General features: G+C 54.4%; 19 protein-coding genes. 3 read left to right on the top strand and 16 right to left on the bottom strand.

Annotation, left to right across the window (positions count from 1 at the left end; genetic code table 11):
• Positions 1 to 507 precede the first annotated feature (507 nt).
• From RISK_RS20315 to RISK_RS20275, 8 genes are all read right to left on the bottom strand, one after another.
• Positions 508 to 717 carry an addiction module protein gene (locus RISK_RS20315; protein WP_047816162.1) on the bottom strand — a complete coding sequence of 70 codons (210 nt, stop codon included), beginning with the start codon at positions 715 to 717 and terminating at the stop codon, positions 508 to 510.
• Positions 718 to 1,175: 458 nt separating this feature from the next.
• Positions 1,176 to 1,814 (bottom strand): tyrosine-type recombinase/integrase, encoded by a 639-nt coding sequence (locus RISK_RS20310; protein WP_236696510.1) that lies wholly within the window; start codon positions 1,812 to 1,814, stop codon positions 1,176 to 1,178.
• A gap of 55 nt (positions 1,815 to 1,869) precedes the next feature.
• Positions 1,870 to 2,118 (bottom strand): site-specific integrase, encoded by a 249-nt coding sequence (locus RISK_RS33160; RefSeq protein ID WP_236696509.1) that lies wholly within the window; start codon positions 2,116 to 2,118, stop codon positions 1,870 to 1,872.
• Between the two features lie 937 nt (positions 2,119 to 3,055).
• On the bottom strand, positions 3,056 to 3,586 hold the full coding sequence (locus RISK_RS30160) for a Clp protease N-terminal domain-containing protein (RefSeq protein WP_083435081.1): 531 nt from the start codon (positions 3,584 to 3,586) through the stop codon (positions 3,056 to 3,058).
• Positions 3,587 to 4,214: 628 nt separating this feature from the next.
• Positions 4,215 to 4,820 carry a hypothetical protein gene (locus RISK_RS20290; RefSeq protein WP_236696508.1) on the bottom strand — a complete coding sequence of 202 codons (606 nt, stop codon included), beginning with the start codon at positions 4,818 to 4,820 and terminating at the stop codon, positions 4,215 to 4,217.
• A 167-nt stretch (positions 4,821 to 4,987) separates the two neighbouring features.
• On the bottom strand, positions 4,988 to 5,389 hold the full coding sequence (locus RISK_RS20285; RefSeq protein ID WP_047816157.1) for a hypothetical protein: 402 nt from the start codon (positions 5,387 to 5,389) through the stop codon (positions 4,988 to 4,990).
• A 901-nt stretch (positions 5,390 to 6,290) separates the two neighbouring features.
• On the bottom strand, positions 6,291 to 7,295 hold the full coding sequence (locus RISK_RS28385; RefSeq protein ID WP_053061250.1) for a leucine-rich repeat domain-containing protein: 1,005 nt from the start codon (positions 7,293 to 7,295) through the stop codon (positions 6,291 to 6,293).
• A 156-nt stretch (positions 7,296 to 7,451) separates the two neighbouring features.
• Entirely contained in the window at positions 7,452 to 7,694 is a 243-nt protein-coding gene (locus tag RISK_RS20275; protein ID WP_150122645.1) for a hypothetical protein, read from the bottom strand.
• Positions 7,695 to 8,046: 352 nt separating this feature from the next.
• Between RISK_RS20275 and RISK_RS32305 the strand changes: the two genes are divergently transcribed.
• Entirely contained in the window at positions 8,047 to 8,403 is a 357-nt protein-coding gene (locus RISK_RS32305) for a hypothetical protein (RefSeq protein ID WP_160311473.1), read from the top strand.
• Positions 8,404 to 8,719: 316 nt separating this feature from the next.
• Here the strand turns inward: RISK_RS32305 and ltrA are convergent, their stop codons facing one another.
• From ltrA to RISK_RS20230, 8 genes are all read right to left on the bottom strand, one after another.
• Entirely contained in the window at positions 8,720 to 10,135 is a 1,416-nt protein-coding gene (gene ltrA / locus RISK_RS20265; RefSeq protein ID WP_083435080.1) for a group II intron reverse transcriptase/maturase, read from the bottom strand.
• A 528-nt stretch (positions 10,136 to 10,663) separates the two neighbouring features.
• Positions 10,664 to 11,077, bottom strand: coding sequence for a hypothetical protein (locus RISK_RS20260; protein WP_047816154.1), 414 nt, complete (start codon positions 11,075 to 11,077; stop codon positions 10,664 to 10,666).
• A gap of 120 nt (positions 11,078 to 11,197) precedes the next feature.
• Positions 11,198 to 11,650: a protein-tyrosine phosphatase family protein gene (locus RISK_RS20255; protein ID WP_053061249.1), complete on the bottom strand. Its 453-nt coding sequence runs from the start codon at positions 11,648 to 11,650 to the stop codon at positions 11,198 to 11,200.
• A gap of 127 nt (positions 11,651 to 11,777) precedes the next feature.
• Complete coding sequence (locus tag RISK_RS20250) at positions 11,778 to 12,290, bottom strand: hypothetical protein (protein ID WP_047816153.1); 513 nt, start codon at positions 12,288 to 12,290, stop codon at positions 11,778 to 11,780.
• Positions 12,291 to 12,454: 164 nt separating this feature from the next.
• Positions 12,455 to 12,739 carry a hypothetical protein gene (locus RISK_RS20245; RefSeq protein WP_047816152.1) on the bottom strand — a complete coding sequence of 95 codons (285 nt, stop codon included), beginning with the start codon at positions 12,737 to 12,739 and terminating at the stop codon, positions 12,455 to 12,457.
• Between the two features lie 105 nt (positions 12,740 to 12,844).
• Complete coding sequence (locus RISK_RS20240; RefSeq protein WP_053061248.1) at positions 12,845 to 13,603, bottom strand: DKNYY domain-containing protein; 759 nt, start codon at positions 13,601 to 13,603, stop codon at positions 12,845 to 12,847.
• 109 nt (positions 13,604 to 13,712) lie between these two features.
• Entirely contained in the window at positions 13,713 to 14,138 is a 426-nt protein-coding gene (locus tag RISK_RS20235; protein ID WP_236696507.1) for a hypothetical protein, read from the bottom strand.
• A 59-nt stretch (positions 14,139 to 14,197) separates the two neighbouring features.
• Complete coding sequence (locus tag RISK_RS20230; protein ID WP_047816150.1) at positions 14,198 to 14,785, bottom strand: hypothetical protein; 588 nt, start codon at positions 14,783 to 14,785, stop codon at positions 14,198 to 14,200.
• 79 nt (positions 14,786 to 14,864) lie between these two features.
• Here RISK_RS20230 and RISK_RS20225 point away from each other — a divergent pair, with 79 nt between their 5' ends.
• Positions 14,865 to 15,905, top strand: coding sequence for a tyrosine-type recombinase/integrase (locus RISK_RS20225; RefSeq protein ID WP_047816295.1), 1,041 nt, complete (start codon positions 14,865 to 14,867; stop codon positions 15,903 to 15,905).
• A gap of 14 nt (positions 15,906 to 15,919) precedes the next feature.
• On the top strand, positions 15,920 to 16,488 hold a 569-nt coding region (locus RISK_RS20220; RefSeq protein ID WP_047816149.1), incomplete at its 3' end, for an IS91 family transposase.

The raw sequence follows: 16,488 nt of genomic DNA, 5'->3' as shown, positions 1-16,488 counted from the left end.
TCATACTCGACCTCCTCGGCAGGAATGATCGGGCATCATCATGTGAGCCGTTTGGGCGTTCGCCCCGGTTGTACGTGGGAGCAACGACGCTTACCGAAACAGTCCAAAAGCCGAAAGACTCTTGCCGACCTACCTCGTGCGGTCCCGCATGCAAGGTGGTGTGGGAGGGGCCCCGGACAACCGGGCCCCAATCCCGATTCGGCTGGTTATCCGTTTGCGCCGGGCATAGATCGGGTGAACCAGTCGCAACGGTCAGATGCGGCATGTCGAAGACCAAAAATCGAAGGGATGTTGCCATCAACGGCAAAGACAACGACGTAGGGAAAGCGATCAACTAAAGCACCACGGAAGTCACCACCCACTTTGCCAAACGATTCTGGACGTTCAGCAACGGATCGAATGATTGAGCGGACGTTCGCGCGAAAACGATTGCCAAGGTCGGGGCCAATCGTATCGTAGTGCAGACAGGCATCTGCGAGATCAACGGCGAAAAGCGGATGGTAGCGTTCAGTCGCCATCGACACGTCGCCAAACCTCGTCGGAATCAATCGCAATCGACGGGTCTGCTAGCATTTCGTCACGTCGTCGTTGCATTTCTGCAAGTTCATCGGACGGCAGCGTCAGCGGTGCGGAAACAGCTAAGTCGTTCCAAAGTTCCGTTACAATCGCGAGTTTCTGGTCTGGCGGTAAAGCGCGGAGAGATTCTTGCAGTGTCATGGGGTTGCCCTCTGTTTAAGGTTTGATCCATTGTACCACGGAAACGGCCTGGCGAAAGCGTTGGAACTCTGGGGCAAAACGCCTGGAAATCCGCAGCGTCATAGGCTGGTGAGTGCCCAGTCGGCGAACGAATTGCGATCTATGGAGGTGCATGCATAGATCGTGCGTTGAACTTTGTCGCCGCACTGGGGTGGGCGGGGAAGCGAATCAGGACGCCTGATTCGCTAGTAAGAGTCTACCAGATACGATTCTTGGTATGCCCGGGAAGCGGCAAGGCCGGGTAGCGACAGCTGAATCGCCGGTGGGCGATCTTGCTCGCGTTCCTTTGCACTTTCTACCTGAGTTTGCAGGTACCAATCGTGAAAGTCCTCTCCATAGGACTCCGCCCAGAACTTCCGATGCGACTCGTGTCGAAGTTCGGCATACCACCACGGGCAGCCGCAGGATCTCGGTGAGACTTAGCTTGGGCTGTTGGTCTCCGGGTTTCCGTTGTTCTCTTGGGGCGGTTGATACGTTGGCAGTTGTTTCACCGGCAACCAATCCAGTGGGCTGGGGACACTGTGCAGGTGCTCGCGTCGGCAGTGCAGGTAGATCATCGTCGTGACGAAACTTGCGTGCCCGAGCAACTTGCTGATCGTCAGCAAGTCCACGCCGGCTTCTAGCAGTCCGGTCGCGTAAGAGTGCCTGAGCACATGCGTATACACCCGTTTCTTGATTCCCGCTTTCTCGGCAGACCGTTTCATGGCTTTTTGAATCGACGTGTCGGCGTAGGTCTTGGTCGCTGAGTTGCCGGGGAACAGCAGGTCGGCCGGCCTGTACTTCTTCCAGTAAACCCTCAACTCGGTCAAGAGTCTTGGCGAGAGCGGCACGAGCCGATCCTTGGCTCCCTTGGCGTGTCGGACATGAATCATCATCCGATCCGAATCGAGGTCGGCGATCCTTAGGTGGGCTGCTTCGGAGAACCGGAGTGCGGCCGAGTAGAGCGTCATCAGGAAGGTTCGGTGTTTCAGGTTGGGCGTGCATTGAAGCAGCTTGTCGATTTCGTGACGGCTGAGCACGATCGGCAAGGTCTTGGGCCGTTTCCCGAAGGGAACCATCGCGACGGGCCAAGGGACCCGGATGGTGTGCTTGTACAGAAACCGTAGCGCGCCGCTATTCCCAGCAAGCTCTGGCGGCTTGGTTGAATGAGCTATAGGCGACCTTCTTCTCTTGGATCAGGTAAAGCTGGAAGGTTCTAACGTCTTCGACGGTTGCCTCGTCGAGCGGTTTACCGATGAAGCCGGCAAACCTTCTGGCGTGGTAGGTGTAGGCCTTGATGGTCGCGGGGGCCATGTTTCGGATGAGCATGTCCTCGGCCATTCGGCGAATCAGCTGGCAGGGATGCTTGTCGGAGGAAGTCATTGCATTTGTCTCAAAGCAGGATGGAAACATCGCACTCCGAGAGTTCAGTGTGCGGAAGCATTCCACAGTGCTTGCGAAACAGAAAAGCGCAAGTCCTACAACCATTTTAACCGTCGCCCGCTCGGCGAGGGCTCCGTTGAGTTGTCCCCGGGCCCACGCATTGCCATCCAAGCTGAGATGGGACGCACGCGCGATCGCGCGGCAGACTGCATGTCCGACAGGACAGAGTAATCGGTCAAGCGATTGAAGGAACGGAGTTGGCAGGGACGCCAACACTTTCTCACGCAGGATGCGTGTCAATCAAGACCAGGTTGCATACCCAGAAATGCACCGGAGAGAAGCGATTAGGTTCAACGTTACGCGTAACCGGGAACACGCGGGAAAGTTTCTAACGGACAAATCGCTTAGCTCGCGTTCTCCGGTTCACGCGATGGTTATCCGCCATCTTGGTTTTCCCGCCGTGACGTTACCGCGACAACAGCCACTCGCCGATCGGTTGGCCAGTGAAGAAGAGGAGAACACTTGCGATCAGGAGTAGCAATGCGGGGCCCGGCCGATCTCTAAGCCAGGACCGCGTCGCGTATGCCAGCCCGCACGTGCTCAAGCCGAAAACTCCAATGACCAACAAGGAAATCCACAATGGGACGCCAACTGCCGAGCCGTATCTAAAGTTGGTGTAAGCTGTTGCAATTGTAGCCAAACCAGCGAACGCGGCAAGGAATCCGGTAAGCACAGAAGCAAAAACAAACAGCAAATGCAAGCGATGCACTGACCGAATGTCTGCTGTTGATGGAGGCGTGTATGGATTCTCAGGATCATTCATTTGCGCGTATCTAGCAATGCCTCAAATGCTTCGGTCGGCGAACGTTGGTGATCAGCGAGGACGGGCGAAAGACTTGCAAGCAGACGAGAAAGGCACCACCCGTCCTTCGTTGCATCACATGGTTCGTCGTGGCCGCAATCTGCGGAGCACGACCGGTATCCATTTGAAGACGCCGAAGCATCCAAGGATGTCGTGGACCTCCTTCGTCACCTGGGATCCGGTGTACCCAAATTCAGCCAACATCCTAGCAGATTTGGTTCCGTCCGCGACAACGCCAATCATTAAGTGTTCGGTGCCGATATAGCTGTGCCACATTTCGTCGGCGGCGGCAAATGCGTTCGAGAACACGAGACGAATATCGTCGTCAATCGTGAAATCGGCGTCGGTAGAAATGTGGTCGCGCGCGGATACCGCGTCGTCGATTTGTTGAAGCGTAATACCAAGGCCATCGAGCACATGATGAGCGATGCCATCCGGTTCACGGTAAAGCCCGGGCAAAAGATGGCAGGAGTCAAAATGTCGATCGCCAAGTTCGTCAGCACAACGTACACCGAGGGCAACTGTCTCAATTGCACGGTCGGTCTCACGCCCAGGTCGCCCAACAGCGAGTATGTCATGTATGCGTTGGTCCAAAGTGAAATTCAACCGAATCGTTGCGTATGATGATGGTCTTTTGCTCGACGAACGGTACGCGTAACCGGGAACGCGCGGGAAAGTTTCTAACGGCCAAATCGCTCAGCTCGCGTGCTCCGGTTCACGCAGTGGTTACCCATCGTTGTTAGTGTGAAAGGTCGATTCTTGGGAAGCAGGGGAAGCTATTGTGTCGGTCCGGACATTCTCCGGGTTTGCTCGGTTCGTGTCACGAACGATAGTTGCGTTGTCGACATTAACAATGCAGTAGACACGTTCATCCGGTCCCCATTGTATGCGAATCTGACCATCGGTGAGCGTTTGGACAGAAGCAGGCGTTGAGGTTTTGGTTGGCAGTGGTCCGAGGAACCGGTGCGTAAATTTACCGCTTGGAGATTGAATGTAGTAGTGGTAACGCCCTTTGGGATCCGGACCTCCAAGGTCCACCGTAGCATTAGTCCCCGGTAACGGTGTCGATGACACAACCGGCAGGGCTGAGTCGCCAATACATCCGGCCATCATGGCCACGACGGCGAGGAGAGTGAGGTGTCGCATTTCAGTAGGGTAACGGTCGGGTTTTGCGGGTGGCGGCGATTGACTTGCAAGCAGACGAAAAAACGGACCACCCGTTCTCCCGTGCATTTCATGGTTCTGGCTCCCAGTCGTCCATATCCGCATTGAATGCGTTGAGATCCCGACGGAAGCGCTGTTTCATTTTCACGATGAACTTCATGTCATCCCGACAACCTGTTTGTGAGACTCGGTCGAGGGCACCCTCGTCATCGAGTGTTCCGATCACAATCAACCGTCCCTCATGTAAATTGATCGCGCGGTTGGCAATCGCAAGTACATCTGTGAATTTACCGTCACCGTTGTCTTTAACTTGGTAGATGAGAGTTGTAGGGTGCCCGTCTATCGTGACTCGAAATGTCCAGGCGGCGACTCCGTGCGTTTTGCTGTAGTAGGCATCTGTCACTTCAGCCTTGGCAATGGTGTTATCGCGAATAATGCTGAACGCGAGGGTTGGCTGGTTAAGATCACGAGTTGAGATTAGGAGCGAAAGAAATCGTCGTTCAGTCTCTGATGTGGGTTGCGCCTCAACGGAGAAGTCAAAGTCACCGCCAAAGTATCCACTTTCGATATGCGGTCCTTTCGAGTATCCACTAGCGTGATAATCACCCGCGTCTAGCTGCCCGATCGCCACGACAACTAGCGTCGCTATCGGTAAGAGCAGGGGGAGAGAACTCATGTTCATTCGGATGTCCATGCTGTAATGGAGAGGATCAACTTTGCGTAGTTCCGAGTGCCAGAACGTTGGAAATCACGTGGGACGGGCGAAAGACTTGCAAGCAGACGAGAAAACCGACCACCCGTCCTCACGTGCATTTCATGGTTCCCCTGCATTTGGTCATGTGGTCACCATCGCATTTCGTTCCATCGCGGCAAAGTAATTGCGGCGACGATCGCCGGTATGATCATCATAAGCACGACAGGACCGGGGCGGGAGTATTGTTCCAGCACCAATTTATTCGGTGGCCAAGTGTAAATTAAAACGCAGTTTAGCGTGAATAGTCCGAAATACAGCACCACAGCCCATCGGCGCATTCCGAGAAGTCCAATGCCACAAACTAGTGACGCACCCTTCGAGAATGTGTTCCATAAGTTTCGTTCAAAGGCAAATTCGGACCATGTAAGTGGTTTCATCAGCAGGAATAGCACACCGCCGATAATGAGGAACCATGCAAGGACTGTGATCGAAACCGGGCGTGGCTTCGATGCCGGGTCAGAGGTTTCCTTGTTGTCGTCAACAGTGCTCATACCAGGGTCGCTTCGATAGGCGTTGGTCGAGTAGGGGAACGGTTCAAATTACCGGGACAGCGATAGAAATTTGCAAGAAACTAGAAAACCGAACCATCGCCGACTTCGGTGCAGTACGCCCAACATGGGCGTGATCTTGTGGGGTGCAAGTCCCCTGTACTTAGTTCCGGTTTCTTTCCCGACGAGGCAGTCTACCAAATGTAACTCTGGAGAAAGACAGTACGAGGCCATTCCCCAAGCCACCCGGAGCAACTGCGGGGAGGTGAATAACGTGGGGAGGAAGCCTGCGAAGATGATCGGTAAGCGAGCAAAGAATCGTCGCTGGACATCTTCTCGCCAAGACCCGCCAGGTGACGTACAGAAACTTGATACGAGGCCGACGACTCCAGGCCCGTCGCGGAGCGATTCCCTGGATCACAGTGGCTTGCTGACCGAGAAGCCGAACCGGAAGCCCGGCGGATGCCTTGCTGGAGTTCTGAGCGGAGGTAGATCAAGCACTTGGGCGGGGACAGATCACGTGTCCTTGAGCGATCAAGGACGTCCCTTCTTCGGGGAGATCTCGATGCGTACCCGTGAGTAGGGCTTGCCCAAAAGGCGGGGCGGAATGCGGTATCGTATGCCCGTGCAAAGAGAAGTCAGCAGAGGGCATAGTAGCGATCCGCCGAAACCAACGGCGACGCGAAGGCCTGAAGGGAACGAGCAAGCACGTATCGACTTCATCTCGCGAAGGAGCCGTTGCCGTATGGCAATCTCTTAGCGGCGAAGCTGTCGGTCCAATGGCTTGGGTCATCGCGGCGACGCGCTGATTTGAAACTCGTGCTCAACCGCCTAGTGCGGTCCCGCATGCTAGGTGGTGTGGGAGGGGGCCCGGGCAACCGGGCCCCTATCCCGATCGCCATGGTTATCCGCCGTTACGACCTATTGCAGAATATCCTTTGTATCTGTTGCGTCTCACAAAGTCACCGATTCGTGCCCGGCATTCCGCGCTCATCGAAGTGTCAGATGCGTAGAAATTTGAAAGATTAGGAAAACCTAGAATGACGCTCTCGGAACGATCGGTTACGTCAGTGCCACTGATGTTTAAGCTCTCAATACTCGACAACGCTGAAAGCTCCACGAGGAATTCATCGGACAGCCTATTCTCTGCAACGTTGAGTTTTTTCAGCGTTGATAGCTTCGATAGATGAATGGAAGCTGAATCGTCGATCTTTGTATTTGAAAGACTAAGGTTTTCCAAGGAAGCAAGGCTGGAAAGGTGCAGCAGGTCGTCTGATCGCACAGCAGTGCCGGAAAGCCCGAGTCGCCGAAGTGACGCCAGTCGCACAAGATGCGACAAGCCTGGACCTTTTATCTTGGTCCCCATTAGGGAAAGCTCTTCTAGGTTCTCAAAGCCATCAAGGTACTTTAAGCCACTGTCAGTAATGATGGTAAATTCAAGGGCTAGATACTCTAGTGCGTCGAGGTTGGTGATATTTGCCAGCCCATCGTCGGAGACTTTCGTTCCGCAGAGATTGAGGTGTTTCAGGGAATGAAGGTACCGCAGTGACTCTAAGCCCAAATCTGTAATTGGCTGAAATCCGAGATATAAAATCTCCACATGCCGTAGGCTTTCAAGCGAGCGAAGCGAGTTGTCGTCAACGGTGGAAGCCGTGTCAGCCTCGGTTGCACTGCGTTGCCCGTCGACACATCGCACATGCCTGAGCAGTTCCCAATTTAGCCTGCCTAGTAATGTCTCACTCGCGTTCTCTTGTTCAATCTCCGGGTCGTTGTACCAATATCTACCGCGATTTCCCCAGGGATCGAACGATATTGCCAACCCGTCGGCCACTAGCTGTTCTTCAGCATTGCGTTCAGCTTTAAGCCGTAGAAATGCAAGACCCCCGACAACACAGAGTAACGTCGTCAATGCCAGGAGCGTCCGAAGGGATACGCGAAATCGCATGAAAAGTTTCAGTCGGATAACGACAGCGGTAACGGGGCCGCCGCCAAAAAACTATGGTTTCAAAACCCGCGTCATCGGCGGCTCCCGTTCACCGCATGGTTATTTGCTCTTGGTTGCGTTTCAGTTGCCAAACAACAGGTGCTCGTGATCATCATAGAATTGCTTGTCCCAAGACCGATAGCAGTGATGCCATTCACTCACCCAGTACCCAAGTATATAATCGTTTGACGAAATGCCGCCCTGTTCTCGCACGTAGTCAGTGTCGTACTTCAGCATGAAGCCGTGCTCACGGAACGCTTCAAATTCATGAAACCCTGGGCATCGGCCGTTCTCTGCAATGAATGCATCGACTTTCAGGATCATCGGTTGTAATTTCTTCTGCCACTTTTCTTTTTGCGTGAGAGTCCTGCGAGGTGACGATGCTGTGTTTGGCTCTGGGCTGCACGAAAGGCAGGACAGGAGAATCATCGAAAAAAGGATGGCGAGTGAAGGCCGGCAAAAATGCGATTCGAGTCGTTGCTTAGAGTGCCAGCGGGAGTTCACAGCGGATGACTCCAAATTCAGTAGAGAGTTCGCAAATAACGTTACCGATCAGCCGGCGGCGACGGTTGATCAACCACTTCAAACCGCCCGACTTCGCCGCTCGGTTGCATCGGATGGTTCCCCGCATTCTTGGCCAGCCTGATTCGAGGTGCCGTCATGCGAGTATTCGAGCATGCAAAACCAGGCCATGATTGCGGGGCATATCAACGCGACCATTGTATTAATGATGCCTGAGTGGGGCCAGTTGAGCGACACAACAGATTCTGGCGTTGCGTTTAGCGAAACCGCGAACCACGCGAGCGGTGTTGTGATCGAAAACAGAGTCAGGATTCCGATCAATGCGGAAAACGGCAAAACCCGATCACGCCGATACCAAAGGACACAACCAACAATGTTCATCAGCAAGCAGCATCCGAACGGCACCAATGCAATAGTGGGTTGGCCGTTGAACGCAAGAATCGCAGCGGTGGGAATCAGCCAAGCAGATCCGCCTAAAAGACCCCCAAACCATCCACCGATTTGCCATTGAAAACGACGAGGCCCCGTCATTGCCGATTTGCCTTGTGTTGTAGTCATGGTTGGAAGTCGGGAGCGATGCAATTGAGTCGGGGAACGTTACCGATCACCGAGGACCGGGAGTTTGGCATCCATTCGTGAAAACGATCCACCGGTCCTTCGGGCGAGTAGACCGAGGTCTCTTTGGTTTAGGTTAGGGTTTGTGTTCCCTGTTTGCCACGGGTTTCCTGTGGTGGTGTCACAATATTCTAACCATGCCGCATTGACCCTCGGCCCCTCTCAGATCCGGACGTGCCACTTTCTAGCATCCGGCTCCCAACCAACACCTCTCACACAGCACTCACCGACGCACGAGACATCGCGATCAGGTCCGTGAGCTGCCGCGGATTCGACAAGGGATGTCGCTCGCACAGACGGGCCAGGTGCGTCCAGTTCACGTAGCTGCTTTGGCTCCGACGACTGAGGTGACGCTTGACCAACACGCGGGCCTTGTTGCGGTACGCCATCAGCATCGGCCAATTGTCATTGATACCGTAGTACTGGTAGTGACCGCGAAGCTTCGCGTTAAGGGTCTGCCACATCTCGCCGATCGGAACGTCCAACTGACTCTTGAACCAGCGACGCAGTTCCACAACCTTCTGCCGATACTTCTTCCCCGACGTCTTCCGTTTCAGCTTGAACTTTCCAGCGCGGCTGCGCCCGCAGTAATGAGTGAATCCCAGGAAGTCAAAAGTTCCCGGAGGCCCTTCGCCCCAGCGTTTGGAATCACGCTGGGCAAAACGACCGAATCGGAGCAACTTCGTCTTCTCCTGGGCGACTGACAGCGAATACCGGGCAAGTCGTTTCGGCAGGACCGCTTGGTATCTCCGCGCATCCGATTCCAATTCAAAACAGCAGATGAAGTCATCCGCATACCGAATCAGAGTCGCTTGTCCTTGCAGTCGTGGCTTCATTTCACGTTCGAACCAAACGTCCAACACGTGATGCAGGTACACATTCGCAAGCAGCGGAGAGAGGCTCGAACCTTGTGGAACGCCCTCGTCGGTTGCTTCCAGTTTGCCTTCGATCATCACACCTGCTTTGAGAAAACGCTTGATCAGAGCGAGCAGCTTGGGGTCGCTGATGCGAACTTGCAACAGCTCCAAGAGGCTCTCGTGACACACGTTGTCGAAGAAGCCTTCGATGTCTGCGTCACTGATCCAGTTCACTTTCTCGGTCGCGATGCTTTGACCGAGTGCCGACAACGCTTGGTGGCATGATCGCTGCGGACGGAATCCATACGAGAAGTCGTAGAAGTCGACTTCGTAGATCCGCTCGAGGACCATCACCATCGCTCGCTGAACGAGCTTGTCTTCCACGCAAGCGATCCCCAGAGGTCGCGTTTTCCCATTCCCTTTCGGGATGTTCTTTCGCAAGCTTGGGTTCGGGCGATAGCTGCCACGATGAAGTCGATCGAGCAGGCCACGAAGGTTGCCCTCCAGATCCTCCTCGTAATCTTCCACCGCCACGCCATCGACCCCCGGCACTTTCCCTCGCTTCAGTCGGCGAAACGCATACCACAGCAACTCGTAATTGAGCAGCGAAAAGAGGTTATTGAAAACCTCTTCGGGATGCGTCTTCGCTCTTTCGGTGATGCGTTCAAGACGATCCAGAACCGTACTCCCGCCCCTGAGTGTGGGCGACTCGGCGTCTTGGACGCGTGTTGGCCTGACCGCCTTCCCTTCGCCAGCATTACCCGGCTTCATTCCACCTGATTGGACTTCAAGCTTCTGCGGTACTATTCGGTCATCCGACTCCCTGAATGTCATTTGTCTTCGTCGCTTATTCCACTTCTAGGACATACTCGATCGGCCAAGTTGGAAGGCTTGGGTTTGGTCAAGAACTTCAGGGTCTCACTGGTTGCCTGATTGGCTTGATGTGTAATGCGAATGGGCCGCCGACCCCGGGTCTCCGCTTGCTGCTCGCCAAGTGACGCTGCAAGCGATGTTGCCTTCAGGGATGCACAAACCTTGGGCCCTGAGCTCATTGTTGACGGGCCAACAGTTACCAAATTTCGGGGCTAAAATCCATTCAACGTCGCAGGGCCACCTACGAGCGCTTCATCCTCACTACCTCTCTGTGTACGCTTCAAACTTCGACTTCAGCTCATGGTGCCTATACGAAGCCTGCAACACTCGATACTGGGCGCGCGGCTAACGCTTACCCAGGCGGGATTCCCACCCGCTAGTCAATCAGACCTTGCCAGTCCGCACGTGCATGCTATGGTTATCCGCTCAGTGTGAAATACCGCCGACAAGACGTAACGCAACCCACATTAAGCCGGCGATAGCGAGTCCCGAGATCACCAAAGCAGCGCCTCGGTCAGCAAAGCCCCAAGTTTCAAGGTCTTTCGTTGTTACGTCGATTTGATTCTTGTAAACCGGGCCGGTCAAGGTCATGGCACAGACAAAGAGGACGCCGCCAATCATGCAAACCATGAGTGATCCGAGCAACCCCAAAATGCCAACACGCCCGATGACTGGCTCAAGGATCGGAATCAAGTAGGACATGCACATCGAAATAAGGATCGGGATGCCGAACGAAGTCGCAAGAATCTGTTGCAACACTGCGGCTTTCCGGAATCGCGGTTTACCGCCATAGCTTTTCTTTGCCTCGCGTCTTTGGGCGAGTTTGTCGCTCAGGTCCATTGGAAGTTAAGCACTTGCTTCAGCGATGATTCAGCCGGATAACGGAACACATCACCGAGTCGGGACGGTCGATGTTCCATTTGGAAAAGGCCGCAAGCCCGACTTCGGTGCATGTGATGGTTATCCGCCGTTTTGGGATACGTTGGATTGAATCATCGTAGTGTGAATCGACGCGACCGACGACAGCAGCGCAGGAGAGATGTCGTGCGGTGAGTCACGGACTATTTCGGAAAGTGAATCGTCGAGCGAACAGTCACAAATTAGCGACAAAGCAGCGGAGGCGATGACGGGCGAACGACTCATGCCAGCGGAACAAGCGACAAGCGTGGGGAAGCCGTCAGTCAAAAGTGAATACAGGGCGGTGATTGCGGTGCGAATCAGTTGCGGCGAGTTCGATCCGTCGTCGTGGAGTGGGAATCGGCAGTAGATGATGTCGCGGCCAAGTTGTGCGGGGGATTCGTTGGCGGCAAGGTCAACCACGGCGGAGATGTTGCGGTCGTAGAGTTGTCGCAAGTCACGGGCATTGATCGCGTCGCCGATGAGGAGCAGATCATGGTGAGTGTTGCGAATCAACGTGGCGGTTCCGGCGTGCGGTTTTCAGTCGGATAACGGTACGCGTAACCGGGCACGCGCGAAAGATTTTCCATTGCCAAAAGGCGAGCTCGCGTGCTCCGGTTCACGCATTGGTTACCCGTCGCCGCTATGGTCTGCACCGACCGGCAGTACGCGTTTCCTTGTATTCCGGCCAACCGAAACGGCCTTCGTGTTCCTCCACAAAGAAAGCGCAGTTACGAGCTAAAAAGTTGAATGCAAATCCGTTTTGATCCCGAATGTGAACGAGCGCATCACGAATTGTATTGCCAAATAGTTCGGCTGCGGACTCATCATCAAAGCCATTCTTGGGTGGTTTCCATTTTGGATCGTAGTGCTTCACATCGAGTTCGTAGTCGTCATCAAGATTCCAGTGCGGCATCGGCAGATAGTTGTGGCCAATCAATGATTGCCATTGACCATCCGACTGAGCGCGCGGCCGGCGGTCGAGAACCATAGAAAACCATCCGTTTTGCTCAAAAGAGAAGCCAGTCGCAATTAGGGACACTTTTCGGTCCGCATCACCCAACGCCCAATCCCAATCCGGTTCATAGTTGTCCAGCCGATTCCAGACGTACTCTTGGATCTGGCACTGGTCACGCAAAAGGTCGAGGGTTTTCATGTTGCGTTCGATGCAAATAGACTTTATCGGGTAACGACCGGCGTCACCGGGCGGGGAGAGTAAAGTTGTCCATTTCAAATCCGGCCGCAAGCCCCGCTCCGTGTGCACGCCATGGTTATCCGCCGTATGGAGTGCAAGCATACAGATTGTGAATCGGGCCGAGCTCAGGAGAGGGTAACGTCGTTTGGAAAGTCGGAGTTTTCGTCAGTATACAGTGCATCAATATCGCCACTGGCGACGTTTCGGCCGTGCCAGAAGCGGTTCAGGTGTGCGTAGATATGACCGAGCTGGATCATCGTATCAATTTCGTCGATCGCAGAGTTGTCTTCGATTTCAGTGATGAGTTGACCGAGGTGCATGTGGGCCTCGGTGATTTGGGCCATGAGCATGTCCCAGCGCACAGGGTCGTCGTCAGGACGAATCACGTCAGGATCAGGTTCTTGTGGCATGCAGGGATCTCATTCGGATAACGTTTGGGATCACGTGGTCGCCGCGAACGATCAACCACTTCAAAAAATTCAACTCGGCGACTCACGTGCATCCCTTGGTTCGCCTCAGTTTTTTCGGCCGTATTTTTCGATCCGGTCAAAGAATTCGGCTTCGGTAACAACTCGATCCGTGTCGTAGAACCGATGCTTGTCCTTGGCCATTTGCAGGGAACCACCGGTATCGACGAGCTCAAAAGTGTCGTAGTCTGCATCGCGAATTAGGCGATTGAAATAATAGACGCGAGAATCGTCCTTGCTGTAGTAGCCGCCAATCTTGTGCCAGTGCTCGACCTTGGCCTTGGGAAGCGTTGCCGTGCCACAGAACACAAAGCAATCGTCTTTGCCATAGTGCCCGTCGTTGAATGAAACAAACGATGATGTCGACGCCTTGCGTACGCGGTTCGGCTTGCCGTCGAAATCGTAGTAATAGACATGGTTTTTATCTTTGCCGAATCCGTAAGGGACTGGCGATCCGCTACCGAGGTAGTGCACGCCGTCATCACAGACGACAAACGACGCGGCATCCGCGTCCTTGATCTTTCCCCCCATAGTCCAGACCGAGGTTCCGTCGGTCGCATAGGTGAAATTCAGGGCACGGAACACGGCACCGATACCGCCAGTTAGCCGAGTGCTTGTGCAATAGCAGTGCTTGCGATCCTTAGCGAAACTTCCCAGATAAAAGGAAAACGAATCAACGTCGGCTCCGTTCAGCGGATAGTGGCGATACAGAATCGTGTTCCCGCGAATCCAATAGAGCGTGGTCGGGTCGTCCTCCCGAAAAGTGCGGGCTGGCGGAAATTCATGGATATGTTCAGGAACAGCCATCGTGTTTCTTGAAGGCGAACGGTCGGGATCAGCGGGTGGCGGGAGTCGACATTGATCTCACCAAAAAACGCACCACCGCCACTCCGTTGCATCCCATGGTTCGTCGCGTTCATGGTTCCGTCATGCCGTCCACCTCAAGAACACCCAACCAGTATAGCAAGAACATCGCCGGGAAAAACGTCAAGCACATCGTCGCGAACAAGCCTACGGCATGAAGCAGCCAATGCCCGATGCCACGGATGCCACGCGATGACAGCAAGTGAATCAATGATGCGACAGGCCATGTGAAAAAGAAGAGCAACTGCAGGATCGGAAGTCGCGTCTTCGAGAGTATTCGGCGGTCGATCGTGAACCAAAGTGTTGCAGACGTTGCGAAAGCAATTGCACTTGCGATGTAAAGCAGCGAATGATCGGGAAAGACAAGCTGTGCCACGCCCCAGAATGCAGACAGTCCATAAAGAGCGAACACCGCGTATCGGCGATGGGCGATTCGCGTGGCGTCAACGAATTCAATTGTTGGCATTACTGCGGTCATGGAAGGCTTGCGTCGACGAACGGTACGGATCACGCGGTCGCCGCGTGAGATTCTCCACTTCAAGAACCACGACTCGGCGACTCGTGTGCATCCGATTGTTCCCCGCCCTCGTCGACGTCGGTGAGGTATCGGGGATACCGAAAGCGTCGTTGCAATGAAGTTGGAAATTCTTCGACTGCGGCGATCGGACCGGTTACGGTGTATTGTTCCACACAGCATCCGCACCCGCCGGAAATTTCGAATTTCGAACAAGCTTGTAGCCACTTTCGCTTCCACGCTTCGAGAACAAGTTCGTCAGATTTATCGTTGTATACGAGTATTTCTACCTCGGCGGTGCATGTCTTCAAGAGTTCTGGTGGGTAGTCTTTATTGGCCTCGATGATCTCGATTAGCCATTGCTGTTCGTTCGACAAGAGCTCTTCAGGCGAATCATCGTTGGTGGAATCAGCATCTACGGTTGGAACGACGGTAATTGCTGCGGAATTCCCGAGGTTTGAAACACCAGCAGGCTCATTGCAACCGGTTCCGCAAAGCCAAAACAGCGCAAAGGAACAGAGACACAGTGAATTCAATTTTTGCGGACGCACTTTAGGCATTTTTGTCGGGGAACGTCCGTGATCACCGAGCCGGGACGGGTGATCATCCATTTCAAAAGACGCGCAAGACCGGCTTCGCGTGCATCACATTGTTCAAGTAAGCCGCTAGCGCGGCGGTTTCGGTTTGGTGGTGGAACGGGCGCGTGACGGATTGTTGGAAGCAACCTTTCAGGAGGAGCTGTTCGCTGGGAACAGCTCAGCAACTCCTCCTGAAAAGGAACACAATATGTCCAATTCTAGCTCAAAATGTCCGCAAAATGCACCTGGAGCCCACTTCCCCGAAGATCTTCGTCTGAGACTCTCCGAAGACTTGCACCTGACCGGCAAGGCCAAGCGAACTCACGATGGCTACATCCGAGCGGTCAGGCAGTTCTCTGATTTCGCCGGTTGCAGTCCCGACCAGGTGAACGAGCAGCATGTGCGGCAGTTCTTCTTGCACCTGAAAAACGATCGCAACTTTGCTTATGGATCACTCCGCGTGGCATTCTCGGGCATCAAGTTCTTCTTCACGCACACCTGCAAGCGTGACTGGGAAATCATCAAGATGCTCAAGCTCCAGAACATCACCACCTTGCCGGAGGTGCTGACGATCGAGCAGGTTCATGAATTGATCGGCTCAGCGACCACGCAGCGAATGTTCGTCTATTTCTGGACTGTCTATTCGCTGGGACTCCGACTCAATGAAGCGTTGCATCTGCAGGTCAGTGACATCGACGCCCAGCGAGGCTGGGTCCATGTCCATCGTGGCAAGGGAGCCAAGGACCGGTACGTGCCGCTGCCGACGACGACCGTTCGACTTCTGCGAAACTACTGGGCCAGTCATCGACATCCAAGCTTTCTGTTTCCGGCAGATGGACGAAAGCATGACCTCGCCAAAGACGGCATCAGCCAAGCGACGACTCCGATGAGCGAAACGGCCGTTCAAGGAGCAATGAAGCAGATCACGAAAAACCTCCGCTTTGGCAAGAAGGTCAGCATTCATACGCTGCGTCATTCCTATGCGACGCACTTGCTCGAAGCGGGCGTGGGGCTGAAGGTGATTCAAAAGTACTTGGGGCATTCGTCGCTGCAGACCACCTTGGTCTATCTGCATCTGACTGATACGGCCGAAGCCAACGCTCGCGAAGAAATCGAAAGGCTGTTCGGTAGTCTACCTGGCAGCGGCGAGTAAACCCGCTCTCGCAAATGCCCACGGTTGCGGAGGCTCTTCGCCAATTCGCACCGGCATACCTGCAGCAACACGCCGATTCGATCTCGGTCGCCGAAGACAAAGTTCTTGGCGCGATCACTCGTTGTCGCACTGGTGCACTGGGTGGTGTTCACTACCAGTGCGGCGGTTGCGGAAGCGATCACTGGGTCGGACGTTCGTGTGGCAATCGGCACTGCCCGAACTGCGGTCACGAGAAGACGCAGGCTTGGATCGAAACGCAGTCTGCCAAGCTGATGCCGGTTCATCACTTCTTGGTCACTTTCACGGTGCCCCGGGAGATCGGCTTGGTGCTGCGCGTTCACCAACGTGACGGCTACCGATGCTTGTTCGATGCCAGCAGCCAGAGCATTCGCGATGTGGGATCGGCAACCAAGAGCCTGAAAGGGTGCCAACTTGGGTTCTTCGGTGTGCTTCATACTTGGGGTCGCGATCCGGCCGTCTATCATCCGCACGTTCACTATGTCGTTCCTGGCGGCGGAGTGAAACTGGATGAGCATGGCAATGCCTTGTCATGGCAGAGTACGCCAAAGAACTTCTTGTTCCA

Source organism: Rhodopirellula islandica, assembly GCF_001027925.1.
GTDB lineage: Bacteria > Planctomycetota > Planctomycetia > Pirellulales > Pirellulaceae > Rhodopirellula > Rhodopirellula islandica.
The sequence above is the reverse complement of the archived record's forward strand: the minus strand, read 5'-3'. Positions and strand labels throughout refer to the sequence as shown.

Excerpts from the sequence above, each read along its gene's own strand:
- RISK_RS33160 (WP_236696509.1), bottom strand. The coding sequence starts at position 2,118 with ATGACTTCCTCCGACAAGCATCCCTGCCAGCTGATTCGCCGAATGGCC.
- RISK_RS20230 (WP_047816150.1), bottom strand. The coding sequence starts at position 14,785 with ATGGATGATCACCCGTCCCGGCTCGGTGATCACGGACGTTCCCCGACA.
- RISK_RS20310 (WP_236696510.1), bottom strand. The coding sequence starts at position 1,814 with ATGGTTCCCTTCGGGAAACGGCCCAAGACCTTGCCGATCGTGCTCAGC.
- RISK_RS20315 (WP_047816162.1), bottom strand. The coding sequence starts at position 717 with ATGACACTGCAAGAATCTCTCCGCGCTTTACCGCCAGACCAGAAACTC.
- RISK_RS20245 (WP_047816152.1), bottom strand. The coding sequence starts at position 12,739 with ATGCCACAAGAACCTGATCCTGACGTGATTCGTCCTGACGACGACCCT.
- RISK_RS20275 (WP_150122645.1), bottom strand. The coding sequence starts at position 7,694 with ATGATCCTGAAAGTCGATGCATTCATTGCAGAGAACGGCCGATGCCCA.
- RISK_RS32305 (WP_160311473.1), top strand. The coding sequence starts at position 8,047 with ATGCAAAACCAGGCCATGATTGCGGGGCATATCAACGCGACCATTGTA.
- RISK_RS20235 (WP_236696507.1), bottom strand. The coding sequence starts at position 14,138 with ATGACCGCAGTAATGCCAACAATTGAATTCGTTGACGCCACGCGAATC.
- RISK_RS20240 (WP_053061248.1), bottom strand. The coding sequence starts at position 13,603 with ATGGCTGTTCCTGAACATATCCATGAATTTCCGCCAGCCCGCACTTTT.
- RISK_RS20290 (WP_236696508.1), bottom strand. The coding sequence starts at position 4,820 with ATGAGTTCTCTCCCCCTGCTCTTACCGATAGCGACGCTAGTTGTCGTG.
- RISK_RS20285 (WP_047816157.1), bottom strand. The coding sequence starts at position 5,389 with ATGAGCACTGTTGACGACAACAAGGAAACCTCTGACCCGGCATCGAAG.
- RISK_RS20250 (WP_047816153.1), bottom strand. The coding sequence starts at position 12,290 with ATGAAAACCCTCGACCTTTTGCGTGACCAGTGCCAGATCCAAGAGTAC.
- ltrA (WP_083435080.1), bottom strand. The coding sequence starts at position 10,135 with ATGAAGCCGGGTAATGCTGGCGAAGGGAAGGCGGTCAGGCCAACACGC.
- RISK_RS20260 (WP_047816154.1), bottom strand. The coding sequence starts at position 11,077 with ATGGACCTGAGCGACAAACTCGCCCAAAGACGCGAGGCAAAGAAAAGC.